The following is an 18,791-nucleotide window of genomic DNA, read 5'->3' as shown; positions in this document are numbered from 1 at the left end:
TTCTTGATTCGTGACGCGCACGGCGCCGCGTCACGCCTTCGCGGGAGAGGAAGATGATCGATATGACGATACGACAGGACTGGCACGCCCCACGCGATCCACGCGATCCGCTTGGCATGTCCGATGCATGGACTGCGGCAGTGGGAGCGCCATCGGCGCCCGCGAAGCGCGCGGGGGTCGCAGGGGGAGCGTTGCGGGGCAACGCGACGGACGGTCTGGTGACGCTGATGCGGCTCGTGAAACTGATGATGGAAATCCGCACGGGCGAGCGCAACACCGATCAGTCGTACCGCTCGCGCCACGATGTCCTGACGTTCTCGCGCGGTGTCGCGGCGCGCGACGAAAAATACCGCGCCAACCGAAAGCACTACGACGCGGCCATGACGTCGGCGGGCGGATCGCTGTTCTCGGGGGCGTTGTCGTTGGGCGGTAGCGTGGTGGGCGCGCGTTACGGCATGCGCGACAAGCTGGAAATCGGGCAGGCCTTCGGGAGCGTGGTGAGCGGCGCGGGGCAGTTCGGCAAGCCGGCGTTCGAATTCGCCGCGGCCGATCTGTCGAACCGCGGACGGGACAACGACGTGGTGGGAGAGTTCGCCACCACGCTGACTGACGAGACGCGCCGTACCAACGACCGTCTGCGTCAGCGCATCGAGGCGGCAAGCGCCGAGTTGCGAGACGTCTCCCGGCAACTTTTCGGTATGGCCGGCCAGCATCTGGGCAAGCTGTACGAAGCCATCCGCTGATTCGGCATTCGCCGCGAGCCTTCGATCCCGGCGTGGCTGTCGTCGGCCACGCCGGTTCCGACCCGATCGTGACCTTGGCGCGGTTCCCACGCCACCTCACTCTTCCTGCCACCATGTCAGTCTGCGAGCGCGCCGTTGCGGCATTCTTCAGAACCCACCGTTTCACGGCGCGCGCGGAGGTCTGCGAGCGCACGCGCATCGTGCTCGGGCACCGCGTCGAGAACGGCGAGCTGTCGCTTTGTCACCGTCTGGACAAGGTGGCGGCCGGCGTCGTGCTGACGATCACCGACTTCCGGCTCGACGAACGAGCCGCTTCCGGCGAGCACGCCGTACGCCGCTTCTGCCAATTGATTCGCACGCTGCTGCGCACGGTGCCGCACGTCTGCTACGTGCGCGGCATGATCTTCCCCGGCGTGAGCGACGCACGCCTGCGCACGATACGGCTGCGCCTCGGTGCGGTCCTCGAGCGCGAAGGGGCATTCTGGCGCGAGGAAGACGGCGACCGCTGGCTAGTGTTCTGCCGCTGACGCCGGCCGGCGCGCTTTGTGACGCGCGTCCCGCCATGCTTCCCGGCAAACGCTCACAGCCGCACCGGCCCCCTGGCCCGCGATCACGCGGCAATGGCATTCGCTGTCGCGACTCGGGCGACTGACGGCACCGCGCTGGTGCGTGCGGTGCCCGATGCGGTACCTTCGGGCCGTTGTTGCACCACGCCATACCATCCCAGCCCCTCATACGTTTCGTAGCCCGGCGTCAGCGCGTAGCCGATCATCCCGTCATCGCCTGCATCGTAGAACCCGCTCGACGCCGCGTTCGCTCCGGTCGTGCCGCTCTGGCGGCGCAGATCGAAGCGCTCGAGCAATACGCCTTCGCCGTCGGACGACGCCAGCACCCGATGTTCGGCGTCGAGCAACAGGCAGCGCGTGACGGCCCGCTCATGGGGCAGCAGCGGCACGCCCTGCACCACGGCCCTGGCCTGTGGCGCCCAGTCGAAGAAGATACCCAGTGCGCCGATGGGGCGGCCATGTGTTTCGCCATCCTCACGAATCGCCGTCGCATAGGTCGCCACTTCGGCGTTGTGAAGCAGCTTGGCGCGCCGCACATCGAACGCTGCGTAATCGGCACCGCTGGGCGTGCGCATCGCGGCGAGGAACCACGGGTGACGCGAAGCGTCGGCGCCAATGACGCCGGGGTAGCGGTCGGGGCGCCCGTTCGCGACGATGCGCCCCGACGCGTCGGCCACCCACAGGTCGAGGTAGACGGTGTAGCTGTCGAGAATCACGCCGAGCCGCTGGCAGGCGTGGCGCACGGCCTGCGGCGACGGCGCGCCGAGCACGTCGACGAGGGCGGCGTCGGTGGCCCACCAGCGCACGTCGCAGGAGCGCTCGTACAGGTTGCGATCGATGATTTCGATCATGTGATGCGCCAGATCCGTCAGGCGCTGCCCGCGATGCTGCTCGAGCTGTCCGATCATGCTGTCGCCCAGCGCCGAGAGTTCGGCAAGCGACCCCGCCAGTTCCGACGTCAGTGTCTGCGCGATGTCCGTGATGCGTTCCGAGACATGCTTGACCTCGTTCGCCACCACGGCAAAGCCGCGGCCGGCATCGCCCGCGCGAGCGGCTTCGATGAGCGCATTGAGCGCCAGGTACTTCGTTTCGCGTGTGATGTGCTCGATGGTCGCGATCTTGTCGTCGGCGACATGCTTGACGGAATGTGCCAGCTCGACAATTCTCTCGGGTGCTGCCATGGTCGATCTCCCAAACGTGCGCTGCGTTGGCGCCGGCTGAGTGCCTGGCGAATCGAGGAAGGTCGCCAGGGCGAATCGGGCCGGCCGGGGCCGGTTCCGTGGCGAACCGGCATGAGACGAACGCGGGCACTACCGCATCGACGGCTTTTGGACGGCGTCGTGAGGGGGGAATATGCGGTGGCCGCAGTCTTGCGACATGCAAGCTGCGTGCCACCTCGCGCGCTGGGCGATCGGAAGTGGCTCAGGGAAGCATGCCGAGCACGCGCCACCAGAGGTAGTCCAGGGGGAACAGCACCACGAGCGTGATGAGCGTCATGACGACGGTCAGCCGTGTGCCGTCGCGCATGCCGACACCGCCCAGATGCATCGCGATCATCATCGGCGGACTCTGATACGGCAACAGCACCGTCGAGAACACCGGCACCTGCAACATCAACACGGTATACAGCGGTAATCCGCTGGCGGTGGACAGCTGTCCCGCGAGCGGCGTGAGCACGGCGGGCAGGCCGGGCAGTGTGGCGACCAGACCGATCGCGGCGCCGATCGCGATCAGCCAGGCGGCATTGATGGCTGGCGTGCCAGGCGTCATGCCCACGGCGTCGAGACACAGGCGCGCGACCTTCTCGCCCAGTCCGGTGTCCGCGACGACCGCGCCGACGCCGAGAAAGCCCGCCACATAGATCAGCGGCGTGATGTGCATCTGCTCGGTGAATGTCTTCGGCGTGACGATGTGAATCGCGGGCAGCAGGCAGATGATCGCGGCGGCGACCGATATCCACGCCGGGGAGATGCCGTGCCACGCGTCGGTCGCGAAGCCCGCCAGCGCAAGCGCCAGAAGCATCGACAGGCGTCGGGCGTCCGTTGTGAGCGGTCCGGGCGCGGCGGACGACGTGTTGGTGAGCGGCCCGTCGTCCGGAAACAGCCGGCAAATGGCCCATACGAGAATGACGGCCTTGAGTGCGCCCAGCACCGGGAAGTGCAGCAACAGGTAGGGCGCGTAATGCAGCTTCACGCCGTAGAACGAATCCGCAGCGCCCATCAGCACGCTGTTCGGGATGTTTGCCGGCAGGATCGTCGTCGGCGGCATGTAGCTCGCGGCGGCCACCATCATCACCAGACCGGTGCGCCCGCGGCGCCCCTCCGTCAGCCCGACCCGGTCCGCAAGCGCCAGCACGATGGGGATGAGCAGCAAAATGCGTCCGGTCGTAGAAGGCATCACGAACGCCAGGCCGACACACGCCACCATCACCGAGGCGACGTAACGCGCATACGTCGGCCGCCTGAGCGAGAACAGCGTGGCGGCGATCCGGGACCCCAGGCCGGTGGTGCGCACGGCGAGTCCCGTCACCGCACCGCCGAAGACCAACCACCACGCCGCCGAGTGAAACCCCGCGAAGATGACTTCCGGCTTGGCGACATGCAGCAGCACAGCGAGCAGGAAAAACGTCAGTGTGGTGATGGGTTCCGGGAACAGTCCGAAAGCCCATGCGCCAATCGTGAAAAGTACCAGTACCGCGGCTTGCGACGCCGTTGGGGACAGCCCAAGGGTCGTACTGCCGTGGCTTGCCGCCCAAAGCGCGAGCGCGAGCAGGGCGTAGACGGCGTAACCGCCGAGCGCGCGCAGGCGGGCACGCAAGCGCTCGCGGCGCAGCGTTTGCGCCGCGTGAGACGCCTGTGGCAGCGGATCGGGCGAGGCCGGCGTGGTGGAGTCGGTCATGGCGCTTGTCGTTGTGATGATGGGCCAATGGCGCGCCGTCACGGCGTCGGGCGCGCGCTGCGAGTGTCACATGTCGGCACGGCCGACGCACTGCCGATGATACGGGCTTTGCGCGCAACGTCGTTCTGCGGCGTGGTGCGTCGTCGGAATGCGGCCGGACTACAATAAGTGCCGGCCGGGAATGTCACTCGATGACTCGGGTGGCAGCCGACGTCCCACTCTAGCGGTTGACCGATTCTGCATCAGGACAAATACCATCGCGAACATGCCACGCACCGCGACGGCGCCTGTCGCGCGCCCCAACTTCGTGCCCATGCCCCGTACGGCGCCGAGCGCCGTGACGCCCGTCGTCGCTCACCTGCGCACACCGCCGCCCGACGCGCTCATCGAACCGCATCGCCACGAATGGGGGCAATTGATCTGTCCCCAGCGTGGCGGCCTGCGCATCACGGCCGGCGAGACCAGCCTGATCGTGCCCGTCTTTCGCGCGGCATGGGTGCCGGCCGGCATGTCGCACGAAGTCGCCGTGCTGGGCGAGGCGCAGTTCTACGCGGTGTACATGATGTCGGAAGTCTCGCCGTTGCCCGCAGGCCGGTGTCTCGTGCTCGAAGTCTCCCCGTTGCTGCGCGATCTGGCGGCAGCCATGGCCGGGGGGATGGCGTCGGATGACCCTCGGCACGGACTGGTCACATCGCTGTTGCTCGAAGAACTGCGGGTGGCGCCCACGGCATCGCTCGACCTGCGCATGCCGGATGACCGGCGCCTGCGACCGTTGTGCGAAGGGCTGATGGAGCGTCCCGAGGACGATCGTTCGCTCGCCCAATGGGCTGAAGACGTCGGAGCGTCGGAGCGTACCCTTGCGCGACTTTTCAGCACGGAACTGGGCACGAGTTTCGGCGTGTGGCGCCAGCGGGTGCGCATCGCGCGCGCGGTCGACTGGATGTCGCGAGGTGTGCCCGTGGCGACGGTCGCATCGCGTCTGGGCTATGCGAACCCCGCGGCGTTCTCCGCAATGTTCCGTCGGGCGCTGGGGGTCTCGCCGCGCGACTTTACGCGGGTGGAGCGCGCGAGGTTATGAGCGAGGCCACCCCCGGAGTGCCGAAGCCCTGGTTTCTCTACCTGCTGGAATGCGCCGGCGGACGCATCTACACCGGCATTACCGTCGACGTCGACGCGCGCTATGCGGCGCACGTGTCCGGCAAGGGCGCACGCTTTACCCGGGCGTATCCGCCCTCGCGCATTCTCATGTCGTTGACGTTTGCCGATCGGTCGGCGGCCTCGCGCGCGGAGCACCGCGTGAAGCAATTGAGCGCGTCGCAAAAGCGCGGGCTGATCGCCGGCACTTTCACGTGCGACTTCGGCGGGGAAGCCGATTCCCCGGCGAGCGCGCCTGCCGACCTTATGGCACCAGACGCGCCTGCCGAATGATGCGGCGAACGTCGCGCTGGAGCGCTCCGAACTGACCGCGCGAGGGAATCGGCGACACCACGAGCGCCCAACTGTCCCCAGGCACGTTCTTCTCAACCACCGTGTAATACGTCGCCTGTGTGCGGAAGAAGTCGGCGATGCCATCGTGACTGATGCGATAGCTGCGCTCTCCGGCGCGAGGCAGCAGGAACACGCCGAGCGTGTAATACACGTCGCGGTCGGCGTTCACCGGCCCGGACTGCCTGTCGAGCAGCAACGTGCGCAGCGTCTGCTCCGTGAGCAGGCTCGGGCGACGCACGTCGAACACGCGCCACACCTTGAGCAGTGCCCCCGTCGACATTTGCCATCCCGCGAACGGCGCGAGCAGACGCCAGTTGTCGGGCAACTGCGCGTCGGTAATGCCCAGCGGCCCGAAGATGCGCGTTTCGCAGAAGTCCTTGTACGCTTGCCCGGAGACGGCTTCGATTACCATGCCGAGCAACAGGTATGAGACGTTGGAGTAGACGAAGTCGGATTTGCCCGTGGAGTGACCGGCTTCGCCGGCGTCGAGATACTTGAAAAAGTCGGCGCTGCCGCCCACGCGCCGGATTGCCAGTCCGCTAAACAGACCGTTGACGGGATCGTTGAAGCCGTTCGTCGGCAGGCCGGCGCGATGCGCGAGCAGGCGACGCACCGTGAGCTCGCGCAGCGAGGGGTCGAGCGGCTTGCCGTGCTGTTTCGAGTACGCGTCGAGCAGATCGCCGAGCTTCGCATCGAGCGAGAGCTTGCCCTCCTGGACGAGCAGGGCGATGCCGATGGCCGTGACCGACTTGGACAGGCTGGCGACCGGCAGGAGAGCGCCCACGTCGTCACCCGCCGTGGCGGCTTCGAGCGCGACGCCGGTATCGGACTCGGTACGCAACCACACGTGCGACAGGTTGAAGCGCTCCTTGAGTTGCGAGACGCCCTGCGCGAGGGTCGACTGCCCGATCGGAACCGCCGGTCTGATGGGCGTGGCCGGGCCGGATGCCGGCAACGCCACGACCACACTGTTCTGACCTGCCGCCGAGGCGGAAGCGGCGGAAGCGGCGGACGAGGCGCCTTGCGCGAGCGCCTGTGTCGCGCTCGACAGGACGACGGCGCCCAGCAGGACACGCAGGACGACCCCGCGTACGGATGCGGCGGACAGTCCTTTGGTGCACAGCGCGGCACGCGTGTTCTCGCGCCATGTCCGCTGCGTGGTCAAACGTGCCCCTGCCGGACGGCTGTGCCGTTCGACGTACATTATTTCACCCCCCGCGCACGATGCTTCGAACCGCGAATCGACTCTCTTCGGAGTCAGAATGGTTCGGTGTGCGCATGTGCCGCTTCACGGCGTTATCGGTACTCGAAGTTTAGGAAAAACTTCGTCTAACTAGCTAATAAAAGCACGGCATTTTACATTAAGTTGCGTATATCAAACAAGATATTCCATAGTCGGGCGCAATCGCGGCGGCGCGGCTTCGTGTGGCGTCGGTGTCGCGGGAGCGACCGGGTACAGGGCGCCACGACACGTCCCCCGAAACGCCCGGGATCCGCCGCCGGCCCAGTCGTGACGGGGCCTGGCGGCAGGTCGACCGGCGTTGTCGGCAGCGCAACGACGAGACCTGACACGCATCGCGGTGTAAGCTATCGTCCAGACAGGCCCCCGGGGCGGCGTCCCGAAGACGACGTCGTACCGGCCGCAGGATCCACCAATAGATGACTGAACCCTCCCACGCGCGCCCGAGTCAGCCCGCCGAGGCGCCTTCCACCAAGGCCCATTCGATGGGCGTCGCCGGCGCGGCCGATATTGCCGTCGACGGCCTGCCCGAACCGCTTACCCCCGCGCCGGGGGCGATAGAAGCCACCTGGCTTGCCTTGCCCGTCCCGCTGCGCTGGATGCGGCGCTTTCCATGGAGTACCGCCCGGCCGTGGCTGATCGTGGCCGGCGTGGCGCTGCTCGGACTGTTCGTCTTCGACGCACTGCATCACATGTTGCGGCACGTGCATTACGACGACATCGTTGCCGCCATCCACGACACCCCTGTGACGCGCCTGGTGCTCGCCATGTTGGCAACGCTGGCGAGCTATGCCGCGCTCACCGGTTACGACATTTCCGGCCTGCGCTTCGCCGGGGCGAAGGTGCGGCGCTCGACGGTGGTGCTGACGTCGTTCATCGCCTATGCCCTGGGGAACTCCGTGGGCCTGGGCGTGCTCACCGGCGGTACGGTGCGCATGCGCATGTACGCGGCCGCCGGAGTCGACACCTCGAAGGTGGCGCAGGCGGTGGCGTTCAACGCGGGCGCGTTCGGCCTGGGCATGACGGTGTTCGGCTCGCTTGGCATGCTATGGGGCGCGTCGCGCGTGTCGGCGCTGGTGCCGATTCCCGCAGGGTTGCTGCAACTGGCCGCCGCGCTGCTGCTTGCCGGGTCCGCCGCGTTTCTCGCGATGTGCGCACGCCATCGCACCGTCTCGCTGTTTGGCCGCTGGCCCATCCCGCTGCCGCCGCTGCGTCTGGCGTTGCGCCAGTTACTGATCTCCGCCGCCGACCTGGGCATGGCCGCCGCCGCATTGTGGTGTCTGCTCCCGGCAGGTGTGGTCGATCTGCCGACCTTCGTCGTCTTCTACGCGATTGCCATGGCCCTGGGGGTGCTCAGTCACGTGCCCGGCGGCGTGGGGGTGTTCGAGGCCGTGATTCTGCTTGCGACGAATGGCCATGCGCCGATCAGTCAGGTGGCGGGGGCGCTGGTGCTCTATCGGGGCATCTATTACCTGCTGCCGCTCATGCTGGCGGCATGCCTGCTTGCCGGGTTCGAACTCCGGCGGGGGCCGGCCGCGCCGATCGGCCGCGCCGCCGTGCGGCTCTTTCCCGGCCTGCTGGCGGCACTGACGCTCGTCGCCGGAGTCATGCTGCTGATCTCCGGCGTGACGCCGGCCACGCGCGAGGCGGAAGACTTCCTGCGCCGGCACGTGCCGCTGTTCCTGGTCGAGGTGTCGCACCTGCTCGGCAGCGTGGCGGGGCTGTGCATGCTGTTTCTCGCGCGCGGACTGTTGCACCGGCTCGATGCCGCCTGGTGGGGGTCGCTCGCGCTGACGGTCATCGCCGCCGTGCTGGCCATCCCGAAGGGGATTGCGCTCTCGGAGTGCTTCGTGCTGGCAGTGCTGGCCACGCTGCTGCTCGTCTCGCGCAAGCAGTTCGACCGGCGCTCGTCGCTCTTCACGCAGACGTTCGAGCCGGGGTGGATCATCGCGGTGCTCTCGGTGCTGGGCGCGTGTACCTGGTTGATGTTCATGTCTTACCGGCGCGTGGGCTACGCCAACCAACTGTGGTGGCAGTTCACGTTCGGTGGCGACGCGCCTCGCTCGATGCGTGCGCTGATGGTGGTGGCCGTGATCGGGCTCGGACTGTCGCTGTGGCAGTTGCTGCGACAGTCGCCCGGTGCCACCGTGCCCGCGAGCGAAGACGAACTCGCGCGCGCACGTGCCGTCATCCGCAAGCAGCCGGCCGCGGACGCCTGCCTGGCGCTCATGGGTGACAAGAGCTTCCTGTTCTCGCCGTCGGGCAACGCCTTCATCATGTACGCGAAGCATCGTCGCTCGTGGGTTTCGCTCTCGGACCCGGTGGGCGATCAGAAGGAGTGGCCCGAGCTGATCTGGCGCTTCATCGAACTGGCCGATGCGCACGGTGGACGGGCGGCGTTCTACAAGACGCGTCCGCAGGCGCTGCCGCTGTACATCGACGCAGGCCTGCGCGCTTACAAGCTTGGGGAAGAGGCGTTCGTCTCGTTGCCGGAGTTCGGCCTGCAGGGCTCGCGCCGGGCGAATCTGCGCCACGGGGTCGCGCGCGGCGAGCGCGAAGGTCTCACGCTCGAGATCGTGCCGCCGGAAGCCGTGGCGCCGCATCTGGACGAGATGCGACGAGTGTCGGATGCCTGGCTCGCGCGCCAGCACACCCGCGAAAAGGGCTTCTCGCTTGGGGCGTTCACCGACGCGTACGTGATGCGCCAGCCGGTCGCGCTGGTGCGGCGGGAGTCGCGCCTCGTGGCGTTCGCCACGCTGATGTGCCCGGATGTGCAGCGCATCGAGGCGAGCATCGACCTGATGCGCCAGGTGCCCGATGCGCCGCCGGGCACCATGGACTTCCTGTTCGCGAAGCTGATGCTGCATTTCAAGGATCAGGGGTATCAGCGCTTCGGACTGGGCATGGCGCCGATGTCCGGCATGGAAACGCATCAACTCGCGCCCCGCTGGCATCGCTTCGGGCGCATGATGTTTGCGCATGGCGCACGCTTCTACAACTTCCGTGGGCTGCGCAGTTTCAAGGACAAATTCGATCCGCAGTGGGAGGCGCGCTATCTCATGACGCCGGGCGGCATCGCACCGATGCTCACGCTCGCCGACGTGGCGGCGCTCGTGGGCGGCGGCTGGAAAGGGATGATTACCAAATGACGGGGAAGACGATGACGACGCATGGCAGCGCAGACAGCAGGTACGCGGGCCGGCATCGTTTCGGGAAGACGGGAGTCGCCCGTCTGGCGCGGCATCTCGCGGCGGGCGTGCTGGGGTGGTCGGCAGTGCTGGCGCCGGTTGCCGCGCGGGCCCAGACGGCGCCCCTGGCGCCGGAGCATCGCCCCAATCTGCTTCGCCCCGCGCCGCAGGCGGGACCGGTCGCGCAGCCGCCAGCGGCGGCTTCGAGCGTGCCGTCGCCAGTGATGCCGCAGGCCGCGGCCGCCGCCGCCGGGGCTGCGGCTTTCCGTGGCGCGGGCAATGCCACGCCGGAAATCATGACCCACGGGCGTTTCGAGAACGTGCCGATCTTCCGGCCGGACGGCGAACCGAATGCCACCGTGCTGTTCTTCTCGGACGATGACGGCTGGACGCCGCGCGCCGAACGCATGGCCCGCGCGCTCGCGGAAACCGGGGCGTTGGTGGCGGGCATCGACACCGCACGCCTGATGGCGAACTACACGAAAGACGATATTGCCTGCGTGTATGCCGCGGGTGACCTCGACAACTTCGGCCGCTGGGTCGAGGCGGCCGTGAAGCTGCCGGGCTACACGCCGCCGATTCTCGTTGGCGACGGCGTGGGCGGCACATTCGCTTACGCCATGCTCGCTCAGGCGGGCAATGACACGTTCTCGGGCGCGCTGTCCGTCGACTTCTGCCCGGTGCTGCCAATGTCGCGGCCGCTGTGCCAGGGCGAAGGCGTGCATTTCGGACGCGGTGTCACGCACACGCCCGGAGGCGCGCCCATGAGGCTGCTGCCCGCTCCGGTGATGAGCGCGCCGTGGCTGGCCATGGGCGGGCCGGCAGGCGGGCCGTACGCGCGCGCGCCGAGGTGTCCGGACAACGTGGCGCAGGCATTCGCCGCGCGCACGCCAAATGCGAACTGGCTCGTGGGCGGTCTGGCCGGCAGCCTTGGCGCGATGGACACCTCGGGCACGACGCCGACGCCGGTGCTCGCCGACTGGGTGACGCAATACAAGAACGCCTTTCGTCGACTGAACGCGCATCACGTGGCCGGCACGGCGCGTCCGCCTGCGGCCGTGGCGGATCTGCCGGTGATCGAAGTGCCCGCCACCGGCAAACCCGACGCGAACCTGGCCGACACGTTCGCCATTCTCCTGTCGGGCGACGGCGGCTGGGCGGGACTCGATCGCGACGTGGCGGGCGCGCTCTCGGCGCACGGCATTCCGGTGGTGGGCGTCGATTCATTGCGCTATTTCTGGTCGGCGCGCACTCCCGCATCCGGGGCGCTGGACATCGACCGCCTCATGCGCTTCTATCAAACCCGCTGGAACAAGAAGCGCGTGATCCTCGTGGGATATTCGCAGGGTGCCGACGTGCTGCCGTTCATGGTGAACCGGCTGCCGGCGGGCGCGCGTGAGCGCGTGGCGCTGCTCGTGCTCATGGGGCTCGGGCAGAAAGCCGACTTCGAATTCCGCATGACCAACTGGGTCATGTCGAGCCAGAACGGCCTGCCGATCCGGCCCGAGGTCGAACGTCTGCCCGACGGCATGGCGATGTGCATCTATGGCGCCGACGAGGACGACAGCAACTGCCCGGGACTCGATCCCCGGCGCGTTCAGGTCGTGAAGATGCCGGGCGGACACCATTTCGACGGCAATTACACGGCGCTGGCCGACAAGATTCTCCAGGGCGTCGCGCGCCGCTGACGCGGGCGCCGGCGTCGCGGCTTTGCGCCTTGCCTTCCATGCGGGCGCTCCGTACACTTCGCCCAGTTTTCCGTCACCCTGTCGCGCGGCCGCGCGCGGGGCGGGCGAGCCACACGTACGGCACCGAACGACACGACAATCACAGGAGAGGATCGATATGGCAGAGGGTTACTTCCCGCAGTGGCGGCAACAGGACACGGCGTCGGGACGCGTGATCGCCCCCGACGAGCGTCTGCCCTGGCCCCAGACCATCGCCATGGGCGTTCAGCACGTCGTCGCCATGTTCGGATCGACGGTGCTCGCCCCGCTGCTCATGGGCTTCGACCCGAACCTCGCGATCTTCATGTCGGGTATCGGCACGTTGCTGTTCTTCGTGCTCGTGGGCGGGCGCGTGCCCAGCTATCTCGGTTCGAGCTTCGCCTTCATCGGCCTGGTCATCTCGGTGACGGGTTACGCCGGCAGCGGCCCGAACATGAATATTCCGGTGGCGCTCGGCGGCATCATCGCATGCGGCGTGCTGTATGCGGTCATCGGCCTGGTCGTGATGGCGGTGGGCACCCGCTGGATCGAGGCGCTCATGCCGCCGGTCGTCACGGGGGCCGTGGTGGCGGTGATCGGCCTGAACCTGGCGCCGGTGGCGGTCAAGGGCGTTTCGGCCACGAACTTCGATACCTGGATGGCGCTCGCGACGGTGCTGTGCGTCGGTCTGGTGGCCGTGTTCGCGCGCGGCATGGTGCAGCGTCTGTTGATTCTGGTCGGGCTGCTGCTCGCGTACGTGCTCTACGCCGTGCTGACCAATGGCATGGGCCTCGGCAAGCCGATTGACTTCTCCATCGTGGCCAACGCCGCGTGGTTCGGCATGCCGCATTTCGCGGCCCCCGTGTTCAAACCCGAGGCGATGGTCCTGCTCGCACCCATCGCCATCATTCTCGTGGCCGAGAACCTCGGGCACATCAAGGCCGTGAGCGCCATGACCGGCCAGAACCTCGACCGCTACATGGGCCGCGCGTTCCTCGGCGACGGGCTCGCGACGATCGTCTCGGGCAGCGTGGGCGGCACGGGCGTGACCACGTACGCCGAGAACATCGGCGTGATGGCCGTCACGAAGATCTATTCGACGCTGGTGTTCGCGGTGGCGGCGGTAATCGCCCTGGTGCTGGGCTTCTCGCCGAAGTTCGGTGCGGTCATTCAGACGATCCCGGGCCCGGTGCTGGGGGGCGTGTCGATCGTCGTGTTCGGTCTGATCACCGTGGCCGGTGCACGCATCTGGGTGCAGAACAAGGTCGACTTTTCGGACAACCGCAACCTGATCGTGGCCGCGGTCACGCTGGTGCTCGGCGCCGGCGATTTCACGCTGAAGTTCGGGGCGTTCTCGCTCGGCGGTATTGGCTGCGCCACGTTCGGCGCCATCATCCTGTACGCGCTGCTTCGCGGACGCGGCAAGTCGACGCCGGCGGCCATGTAACGGGCGGCACCCGCGACGCGGCCCCCACGGCACGACGATTACGTCGTGCCGTTTTTGTTTGTGCCGATGGCGATGCTCGGGTTGCCGGAGACTTTCGCATCCCGCACACCGTGCGTTTCATGGGGGTCGCGTGTTTCGCGAGTTTCGTGAGTTTCGTGAGTTTCGTGAGTGTCAGGCGTGTCGGAGGGGTGGCCGGTGTCCGAGCCTGGCGCCTGAAGATGGTCGAGCAACTGGCGTGCGTGGACGGGCAGGGCGTCGCGCTCGCGCACGCACAGCACCAGCGTGCGCAGCGCCCACGGGTCGCACAGCGGCACGATGCCGATGCCCAGCGTGGCGCAGCGGCGCGCGGCGTTGAGCGGCACGATGGCCAGCGCGGCGCCGGCCGCCACGGCGCGGCACACGCTGTCGAAGTCGCGCAGGCGCAGGCGGTAGCGCAAGGGGCGTCCGGCCTGCTTCGCATGGCCGTCGAGATGCTCGGCCAACGCACTTTGCTCCGGCAGGCCGATGAATTCCTCGTCGAGCACGTCGATGAAGTCGAGTGCCTGCCGTGTGGACAGCGCGTGGCCCGGCGGTGTGACGACGACCAGCCGGTCCTGCCGGAATGGCACGGTCTCGAGGCCGGTGAGCTCTATCCAGTCGGAGACCACGCCGACGTCCGCCGCGCCCTCGAGCACGGCCTGCACGACCGCCGGGCTGGTCTGCTCGCGCAGCGAGATTTCCACGTTCGGATGGTTGGCGAGAAAGGCCCCGAGCAGGTCGGGCAGGAATTCGGACATGGCGACCGTGTTGGAGGCGATGCGAACGTTGCCCTTGAGACCGGCGGCGTATTCGCCCAGCTCGCCGCGCATCTGCTCGATCTGCGCAAGCACCCGGCGCGCGTGGGCGAGCAGGGCACGTCCGGCAGGCGAGGGAATCACCCCCTGGCGATGACGCACGAACAACGCCACGCCCAGCGTCTCCTCCAACCCCCGAATGCGAGCGCTGGCGGACGCAAGCGTGAGATGGGCGCGCTCGGCGCCGCCCGTGATACTGCCGGCATCCGCTACCAGCAGGCACAAACGCAAATCGGTCAGGTCGAATCGCACGGATTGGGCGTTGGAGCAATGGCGGGTGGGCAATGACGTGAGTGTAGCGGCTCGCGCATGTCCGGGGGCGGGCAGGCGTTTCTCCGGCGCACACTGACTTGCGGATGGCCGCATGGTAAACTACGCGCTTTCAAGACACGGCCGTACCCGCGACGGCCTCGCCCGCCAAGCCACTTGTTTCTCATTCCCAGGCGGGTCGTCTTGCCGGCGTCTTCAGGCGCGTCGCCCATATGAGCGCGACGCCCGTTGCACGCCCGACGCGGGCATTCCATCAAGAACAAACAACATCGATACGCGCGGGGACACACATCGTGGAGTCCGCGCATTGGTCTATATATGTCTTTTGAAAAGCTCGGCCTGTCGGCCGACATCCTGCGTGCGGTCGCCGACCTCGGCTATACCCACCCGACTCCGATTCAACTGCAAGCGATTCCGGCCGTCCTGCAAGGCGGCGATCTCCTCGCCGGCGCCCAGACCGGCACCGGCAAAACCGCCGGCTTCACCTTGCCTATCCTGCAAATGCTCTCGGCGCGCTCGCGCCCGGCGGCGGCCAACGGCAAGCGCCCGGTGCGCGCGCTCGTGCTGACCCCCACGCGCGAGCTGGCCGCGCAGGTCGAAGAGAGCGTGACCCAGTACGGCAAGTATCTTCGCCTCACGTCGATGACCGTGTTCGGCGGCGTGTCGATGGTGCCGCAGGTCAAGCAGCTCGCGCGTGGCGTCGACATTCTCGTCGCCACGCCGGGACGTCTGCTCGACCACATGCAGCAAAAGACGGTGGACCTGTCGGGCGTGGAGATTCTCGTGCTCGACGAAGCCGACCGCATGCTCGACATGGGTTTCATCCGCGACATCCGGCGCGTGCTGGCGGCGCTGCCAGCCCAACGTCAGAACCTGCTCTTCTCGGCCACGTTCTCCGACGAGATCAAGCAACTGGCGGATGGCCTGCTCAAGTCGCCCGCGCTGATCGAGGTCGCGCGCCGCAACACGACGGCCGAGACGGTCGCGCAGAAAATCCACCCGGTCGATCGCGATCGCAAGCGCGAACTGCTCGAGCATCTCGTGCGCGAGCACAACTGGTTCCAGGTGCTCGTGTTCACGCGCACCAAGCACGGTGCCAACCGCCTGGCCGAGCAACTCACGAAGGGCGGCATTCCTGCGCTGGCGATTCACGGCAACAAGAGCCAAGGCGCCCGCACGCGCGCGCTGGCCGAATTCAAGAGCGGCACGCTGCAGGTGCTGGTCGCCACCGACATCGCGGCGCGCGGCATCGACATCGACCAGTTGCCGCACGTGGTGAACTTCGACTTGCCGGAAGTCGCGGAAGACTATGTGCACCGTATCGGCCGCACCGGTCGCGCAGGGGCGAATGGCGAGGCCGTGTCTCTCGTGTGCGTGGACGAACATCAACTGCTCACGCAGATCGAGCGTCTCATCAAACGCACCATCGAGCGCGAGGTGATTCCGGGCTTCGAGCCGGATCCGCACGCCGTGGCGCAGCCGATTCGCAAGAACCAGAACGGTGGACGTGGCGCCGGTGGCGGACGCGGTGCTCGCAATGGCGATGACGGCCGAGGTCAGCGTGAGGCGCGCGAGCCTCGCGAGCCGAAGGATGCGCCACGCGGCGCACGCCAGGGCGGTGAGCCGAAGGCGCGCCGTGACGGCGCACGCAATGAGCGCGGCGGTCGAAGCGGCAACGGCGGCGGTGGCAGCAGCATCAACGTCGGCAATGTGGGCCAGGCGACGCCGCAGCGCCAGCAGGCACCGAAGCGTCAGGGCGACGCTCAACGTGGCGTGGCGCAAGGTTCCGGCGCCGCGCGACAAGGTCAGGACGGCCGGCAGCAGCACGGCCGGGGCACGCCCGGCGCGACGGGCGCAGTGCGCGGGCAGGGCGGCGGCGCGGAGCGCGGTGATTTCGCCCAGCGCGGTCCGCGTCCCGCGCGCCGCGACGGCGCAGGCGGTGCGCTGCTGATGGGCAAGCCGAAGCGCGACTGAGCACCTTCGGCGCGCACGCGTCAACCGGATACGGCGTCCAGGCGTCGCATCCGAACGACACAGGAAAGGCGGACGGCGCAAAATAAGTAAAATATTAAGCTTTTGCGCCCGGCGGCTCGGGCAAGCGACGAGCGCGGCGGCAAGCACCGGCGGCGCACCTTCGTCGACGCCCGCGCCGCCTTCCCGTTCTCCGAGGATCTCATGATCGCCCGTGTCACCCGGCTGTTCCCGCTTTGGGCTCTGTTGCTGTCTGTTTTCGCTTTCCTCTCGCCGGGCAGTTTCTCCGGCGTCACGCCGCACGTCACGGCATTGCTGACCGTGGTGATGTTCGCGATGGGCGTCACGCTCACGTTCGACGATTTCAAGCGCGTATTCACGCGACCCGCGCCGATCGTGGCGGGCGTGGTGCTGCACTACCTCGTGATGCCGCTGGCCGCATGGATCATCGCACGCGTGCTGCACATGCCGCCGGATCTGACGGCCGGCATGGTGCTCGTGGGCAGCGTGGCGAGCGGCACGGCCTCGAACGTCATGATCTATCTCGCGCGGGGCGACGTGGCACTGTCGGTGACCATCAGCGCCATGTCCACGCTCGTGGGCGTGTTCGCCACGCCGCTGCTCACGCGCTTGTATGTCGATGCGTCGATCGCCGTGGACGTCGAGGGCATGTTGCTGTCGATTCTTCAGATCGTGGCGCTGCCGATCGGCGCGGGCTTGATCATCAATCGCTACTGCGGCCGCGTGGTACGTGCCGTCGAGGGCTATCTGCCGCTCGTCTCGATGGTTGCCATCGTACTGATCATCGGCGCGGTGGTGGGGGCAAACCAGGGCAACATTGCCACGGTGGGGCCGCTGGTGATGCTTGGTGTCGTGCTGCATAACGGACTGGGCCTGCTTGGCGGCTACTGGGGCGGCCGTCTGCTCGGTTTCGACGAGTCGATCTGCCGTACGCTCGCGATCGAAGTGGGCATGCAGAACTCGGGTCTCGCGGCCACGCTCGGCAAGCTTTACTTCACGCCCCTCGCGGCGCTGCCCGGCGCGCTGTTCTCGGTCTGGCACAACCTGTCGGGGTCGCTTCTCGCGGGCTACTGGCGCGGCCGTCCGACCGGCACGGCCAACGACGTGCAAGCGCCCGCCACGCGCGCGCTCCACTGAGCTTTCACGGCGCCGCACACCGGTTGTGTGCGGCGCGCAACGGCCGCGTGCCCCGTCCTTGCACGCATTTGCCTTTCTGCCGCGCATCGCCTAAAACTTCGATATACCGTTCGCGGCGGCGAGAGATTCCGCGTCACGGCGCCCTGCCGTGCTCCCTTTCCCCCGCTCGCCCACTGGGCGCATCCGACGAGGCCCTCCCAGGCAACGAGGCACCGCGCGAGACGCACGAATTCCGCCGGCGGCCCGGCGCACGCGCGAACGGCTGGTGTCATCCGGGTCCGTGGCGGCCGCATTCGCACGGAGATCGCGCCAAGTGGCGTGACACCCCTCGCACCGATGCCGCGTCGGCATCGGCGCAACGAGGCGCCGCACGAACGCGCCGTCCGCGAACATGATGGCATGCGCGGTTGGGCGTGCGTGCCGAAGACCTCGCGACCCGGCGGCAGACAACGTTTTGTGGGAGTCCGTCATGTCTTTGTGTGTCAACGGGATTGTCATCGACGCGCGCCGCGTCGCCGATGAGATCGATCGGCATCGCGACGCGGCCGATCCGCAACTGGCCGCGCGCCACGCGCTCGTGAGCCGGGAACTGTTGCGACAGCGGGCGCGCGATCTGCGGCTGCTGGACACGGCCGACGGGGCCAATGTCAGCGACGACGCCGTGATCGACGCGCTTTTCACGCGCGACGTGCAGGTGCGGCGTCCGACCGAAGCGGAGTGCCGCGCTTATTTTCACGCGCACGCCGGACAGTTCCGCGTGGGCGACAAGGTCCAGGCGAGTCACATTCTCTTCGCCATGTCGGCGGGCGTGCCGCTCTCGCGCACGCTGGAGCGCGCACAGTCGGCACTCGATGAAGTGCTGGCCGAACCGGCCTCGTTCGCGTCGGTCGCGCAGCGTATGTCGGATTGTCCGTCGGCGCGCGAGGGCGGCAGCCTGGGCATGCTCACGCGGGGCAGCGGCGTTCCCGAGTTGGAACTGGTGCTTTTCTGCGGCGATCGATTGGGCGTGGTGCCGAGACTCGTCAACACGCGTTACGGCTTTCATGTGTTGCGTATCGAGCGGCGGATCAAGGGACGCATGCCGCCGTTCGAACGCGTGGCCGATCGCATCGCGGCGCAGCTATACGAGCAGGCCCGGGCGCGGGCGTTGCGCCATTACGTGGCGTTGCTCGCGGGCGCCGCGCAGATCAGCGGCGCGAACGACGACGAAGGGCCCATGCGCGTGCAATAGCGTGGTTGGCGTGCCGTCAAGGCGAAAGGGCGCCCCGGAAGGTGATTCGGGG

At 67.7% G+C, this 18,791-nt stretch carries 13 protein-coding genes and 1 pseudogene; 10 read left to right on the top strand and 4 right to left on the bottom strand.

The window, feature by feature from the left end; genetic code table 11:
* Positions 1 to 53: 53 nt before the first annotated feature.
* Positions 54 to 743, top strand: a complete 690-nt coding sequence (locus tag PMO31116_RS21955) for a hypothetical protein (RefSeq protein WP_150568556.1) — start codon at positions 54 to 56, stop codon at positions 741 to 743.
* A 113-nt stretch (positions 744 to 856) separates the two neighbouring features.
* Complete coding sequence (locus tag PMO31116_RS21950) at positions 857 to 1,270, top strand: hypothetical protein (RefSeq protein WP_150568555.1); 414 nt, start codon at positions 857 to 859, stop codon at positions 1,268 to 1,270.
* Between the two features lie 83 nt (positions 1,271 to 1,353).
* Here the strand turns inward: PMO31116_RS21950 and PMO31116_RS24310 are convergent, their stop codons facing one another.
* Complete coding sequence (locus tag PMO31116_RS24310; protein ID WP_150568554.1) at positions 1,354 to 2,490, bottom strand: methyl-accepting chemotaxis protein; 1,137 nt, start codon at positions 2,488 to 2,490, stop codon at positions 1,354 to 1,356.
* A 241-nt stretch (positions 2,491 to 2,731) separates the two neighbouring features.
* Positions 2,732 to 4,207 carry an SLC13 family permease gene (locus PMO31116_RS21940; RefSeq protein ID WP_150568553.1) on the bottom strand — a complete coding sequence of 492 codons (1,476 nt, stop codon included), beginning with the start codon at positions 4,205 to 4,207 and terminating at the stop codon, positions 2,732 to 2,734.
* Between the two features lie 265 nt (positions 4,208 to 4,472).
* On the opposite strand from PMO31116_RS21940, the gene PMO31116_RS21935 reads away from it, so the two are divergent.
* Positions 4,473 to 5,285, top strand: a complete 813-nt coding sequence (locus PMO31116_RS21935) for an AraC family transcriptional regulator (RefSeq protein WP_150568552.1) — start codon at positions 4,473 to 4,475, stop codon at positions 5,283 to 5,285.
* Complete coding sequence (locus PMO31116_RS21930; RefSeq protein ID WP_246185431.1) at positions 5,282 to 5,635, top strand: GIY-YIG nuclease family protein; 354 nt, start codon at positions 5,282 to 5,284, stop codon at positions 5,633 to 5,635. The genes PMO31116_RS21935 and PMO31116_RS21930 overlap by 4 nt, the downstream gene beginning before the upstream one ends.
* Here the strand turns inward: PMO31116_RS21930 and PMO31116_RS21925 are convergent.
* A complete protein-coding gene (locus PMO31116_RS21925; RefSeq protein ID WP_150568551.1) occupies positions 5,607 to 6,899 on the bottom strand; it encodes a serine hydrolase domain-containing protein in 1,293 nt (430 codons plus the stop codon). The genes PMO31116_RS21930 and PMO31116_RS21925 overlap by 29 nt on opposite strands.
* A 635-nt stretch (positions 6,900 to 7,534) precedes the next feature.
* Between PMO31116_RS21925 and mprF the strand changes: the two genes are divergently transcribed.
* From mprF to PMO31116_RS21910, 3 genes are all read left to right on the top strand, one after another.
* Complete coding sequence (gene mprF / locus PMO31116_RS21920) at positions 7,535 to 10,084, top strand: bifunctional lysylphosphatidylglycerol flippase/synthetase MprF (RefSeq protein ID WP_150568578.1); 2,550 nt, start codon at positions 7,535 to 7,537, stop codon at positions 10,082 to 10,084.
* On the top strand, positions 10,081 to 11,811 hold the full coding sequence (locus PMO31116_RS21915; RefSeq protein ID WP_150568550.1) for a virulence factor family protein: 1,731 nt from the start codon (positions 10,081 to 10,083) through the stop codon (positions 11,809 to 11,811). Before mprF ends, PMO31116_RS21915 begins: the two co-directional genes overlap by 4 nt.
* A gap of 157 nt (positions 11,812 to 11,968) precedes the next feature.
* Positions 11,969 to 13,276, top strand: a complete 1,308-nt coding sequence (locus PMO31116_RS21910) for a solute carrier family 23 protein (protein WP_150568549.1) — start codon at positions 11,969 to 11,971, stop codon at positions 13,274 to 13,276.
* Between the two features lie 212 nt (positions 13,277 to 13,488).
* On the opposite strand, the pseudogene PMO31116_RS21905 reads toward PMO31116_RS21910, so the two are convergent.
* Positions 13,489 to 14,361, bottom strand: a pseudogene (locus tag PMO31116_RS21905) (LysR substrate-binding domain-containing protein); the annotation flags it as partial.
* A 336-nt stretch (positions 14,362 to 14,697) separates the two neighbouring features.
* Between PMO31116_RS21905 and PMO31116_RS21900 the strand changes: the two are divergent.
* The 3 genes from PMO31116_RS21900 to PMO31116_RS21890 all read left to right on the top strand — a co-directional run bounded on the left by PMO31116_RS21900 (position 14,698) and on the right by PMO31116_RS21890 (position 18,739).
* Positions 14,698 to 16,353 carry a DEAD/DEAH box helicase gene (locus tag PMO31116_RS21900; protein WP_150568547.1) on the top strand — a complete coding sequence of 552 codons (1,656 nt, stop codon included), beginning with the start codon at positions 14,698 to 14,700 and terminating at the stop codon, positions 16,351 to 16,353.
* 201 nt (positions 16,354 to 16,554) lie between these two features.
* Complete coding sequence (gene panS / locus PMO31116_RS21895; RefSeq protein ID WP_150568546.1) at positions 16,555 to 17,508, top strand: ketopantoate/pantoate/pantothenate transporter PanS; 954 nt, start codon at positions 16,555 to 16,557, stop codon at positions 17,506 to 17,508.
* A gap of 469 nt (positions 17,509 to 17,977) precedes the next feature.
* Positions 17,978 to 18,739, top strand: a complete 762-nt coding sequence (locus PMO31116_RS21890) for a peptidylprolyl isomerase (RefSeq protein WP_246185430.1) — start codon at positions 17,978 to 17,980, stop codon at positions 18,737 to 18,739.
* The last annotated feature ends 52 nt before the right edge of the window (positions 18,740 to 18,791 follow it).

Source organism: Pandoraea morbifera, assembly GCF_902459575.1.
In the GTDB taxonomy this organism is placed as follows: domain Bacteria; phylum Pseudomonadota; class Gammaproteobacteria; order Burkholderiales; family Burkholderiaceae; genus Pandoraea; species Pandoraea morbifera.
Note: the sequence above shows the minus strand (reverse complement) of the source record. Positions and strands in the feature narration are given on the sequence as shown.

Bases quoted from the DNA above. Each gene is read 5' to 3' on its own strand.
- mprF (WP_150568578.1), top strand. From the start codon at position 7,535: ATGCGGCGCTTTCCATGGAGTACCGCCCGGCCGTGGCTGATCGTGGCC.
- PMO31116_RS21930 (WP_246185431.1), top strand. From the start codon at position 5,282: ATGAGCGAGGCCACCCCCGGAGTGCCGAAGCCCTGGTTTCTCTACCTG.
- PMO31116_RS21890 (WP_246185430.1), top strand. From the start codon at position 17,978: ATGTCTTTGTGTGTCAACGGGATTGTCATCGACGCGCGCCGCGTCGCC.
- PMO31116_RS21910 (WP_150568549.1), top strand. From the start codon at position 11,969: ATGGCAGAGGGTTACTTCCCGCAGTGGCGGCAACAGGACACGGCGTCG.
- panS (WP_150568546.1), top strand. From the start codon at position 16,555: ATGATCGCCCGTGTCACCCGGCTGTTCCCGCTTTGGGCTCTGTTGCTG.
- PMO31116_RS21915 (WP_150568550.1), top strand. From the start codon at position 10,081: ATGACGGGGAAGACGATGACGACGCATGGCAGCGCAGACAGCAGGTAC.
- PMO31116_RS24310 (WP_150568554.1), bottom strand. From the start codon at position 2,490: ATGGCAGCACCCGAGAGAATTGTCGAGCTGGCACATTCCGTCAAGCAT.
- PMO31116_RS21950 (WP_150568555.1), top strand. From the start codon at position 857: ATGTCAGTCTGCGAGCGCGCCGTTGCGGCATTCTTCAGAACCCACCGT.
- PMO31116_RS21955 (WP_150568556.1), top strand. From the start codon at position 54: ATGATCGATATGACGATACGACAGGACTGGCACGCCCCACGCGATCCA.
- PMO31116_RS21935 (WP_150568552.1), top strand. From the start codon at position 4,473: ATGCCACGCACCGCGACGGCGCCTGTCGCGCGCCCCAACTTCGTGCCC.
- PMO31116_RS21940 (WP_150568553.1), bottom strand. From the start codon at position 4,207: ATGACCGACTCCACCACGCCGGCCTCGCCCGATCCGCTGCCACAGGCG.
- PMO31116_RS21900 (WP_150568547.1), top strand. From the start codon at position 14,698: ATGTCTTTTGAAAAGCTCGGCCTGTCGGCCGACATCCTGCGTGCGGTC.
- PMO31116_RS21925 (WP_150568551.1), bottom strand. From the start codon at position 6,899: ATGTACGTCGAACGGCACAGCCGTCCGGCAGGGGCACGTTTGACCACG.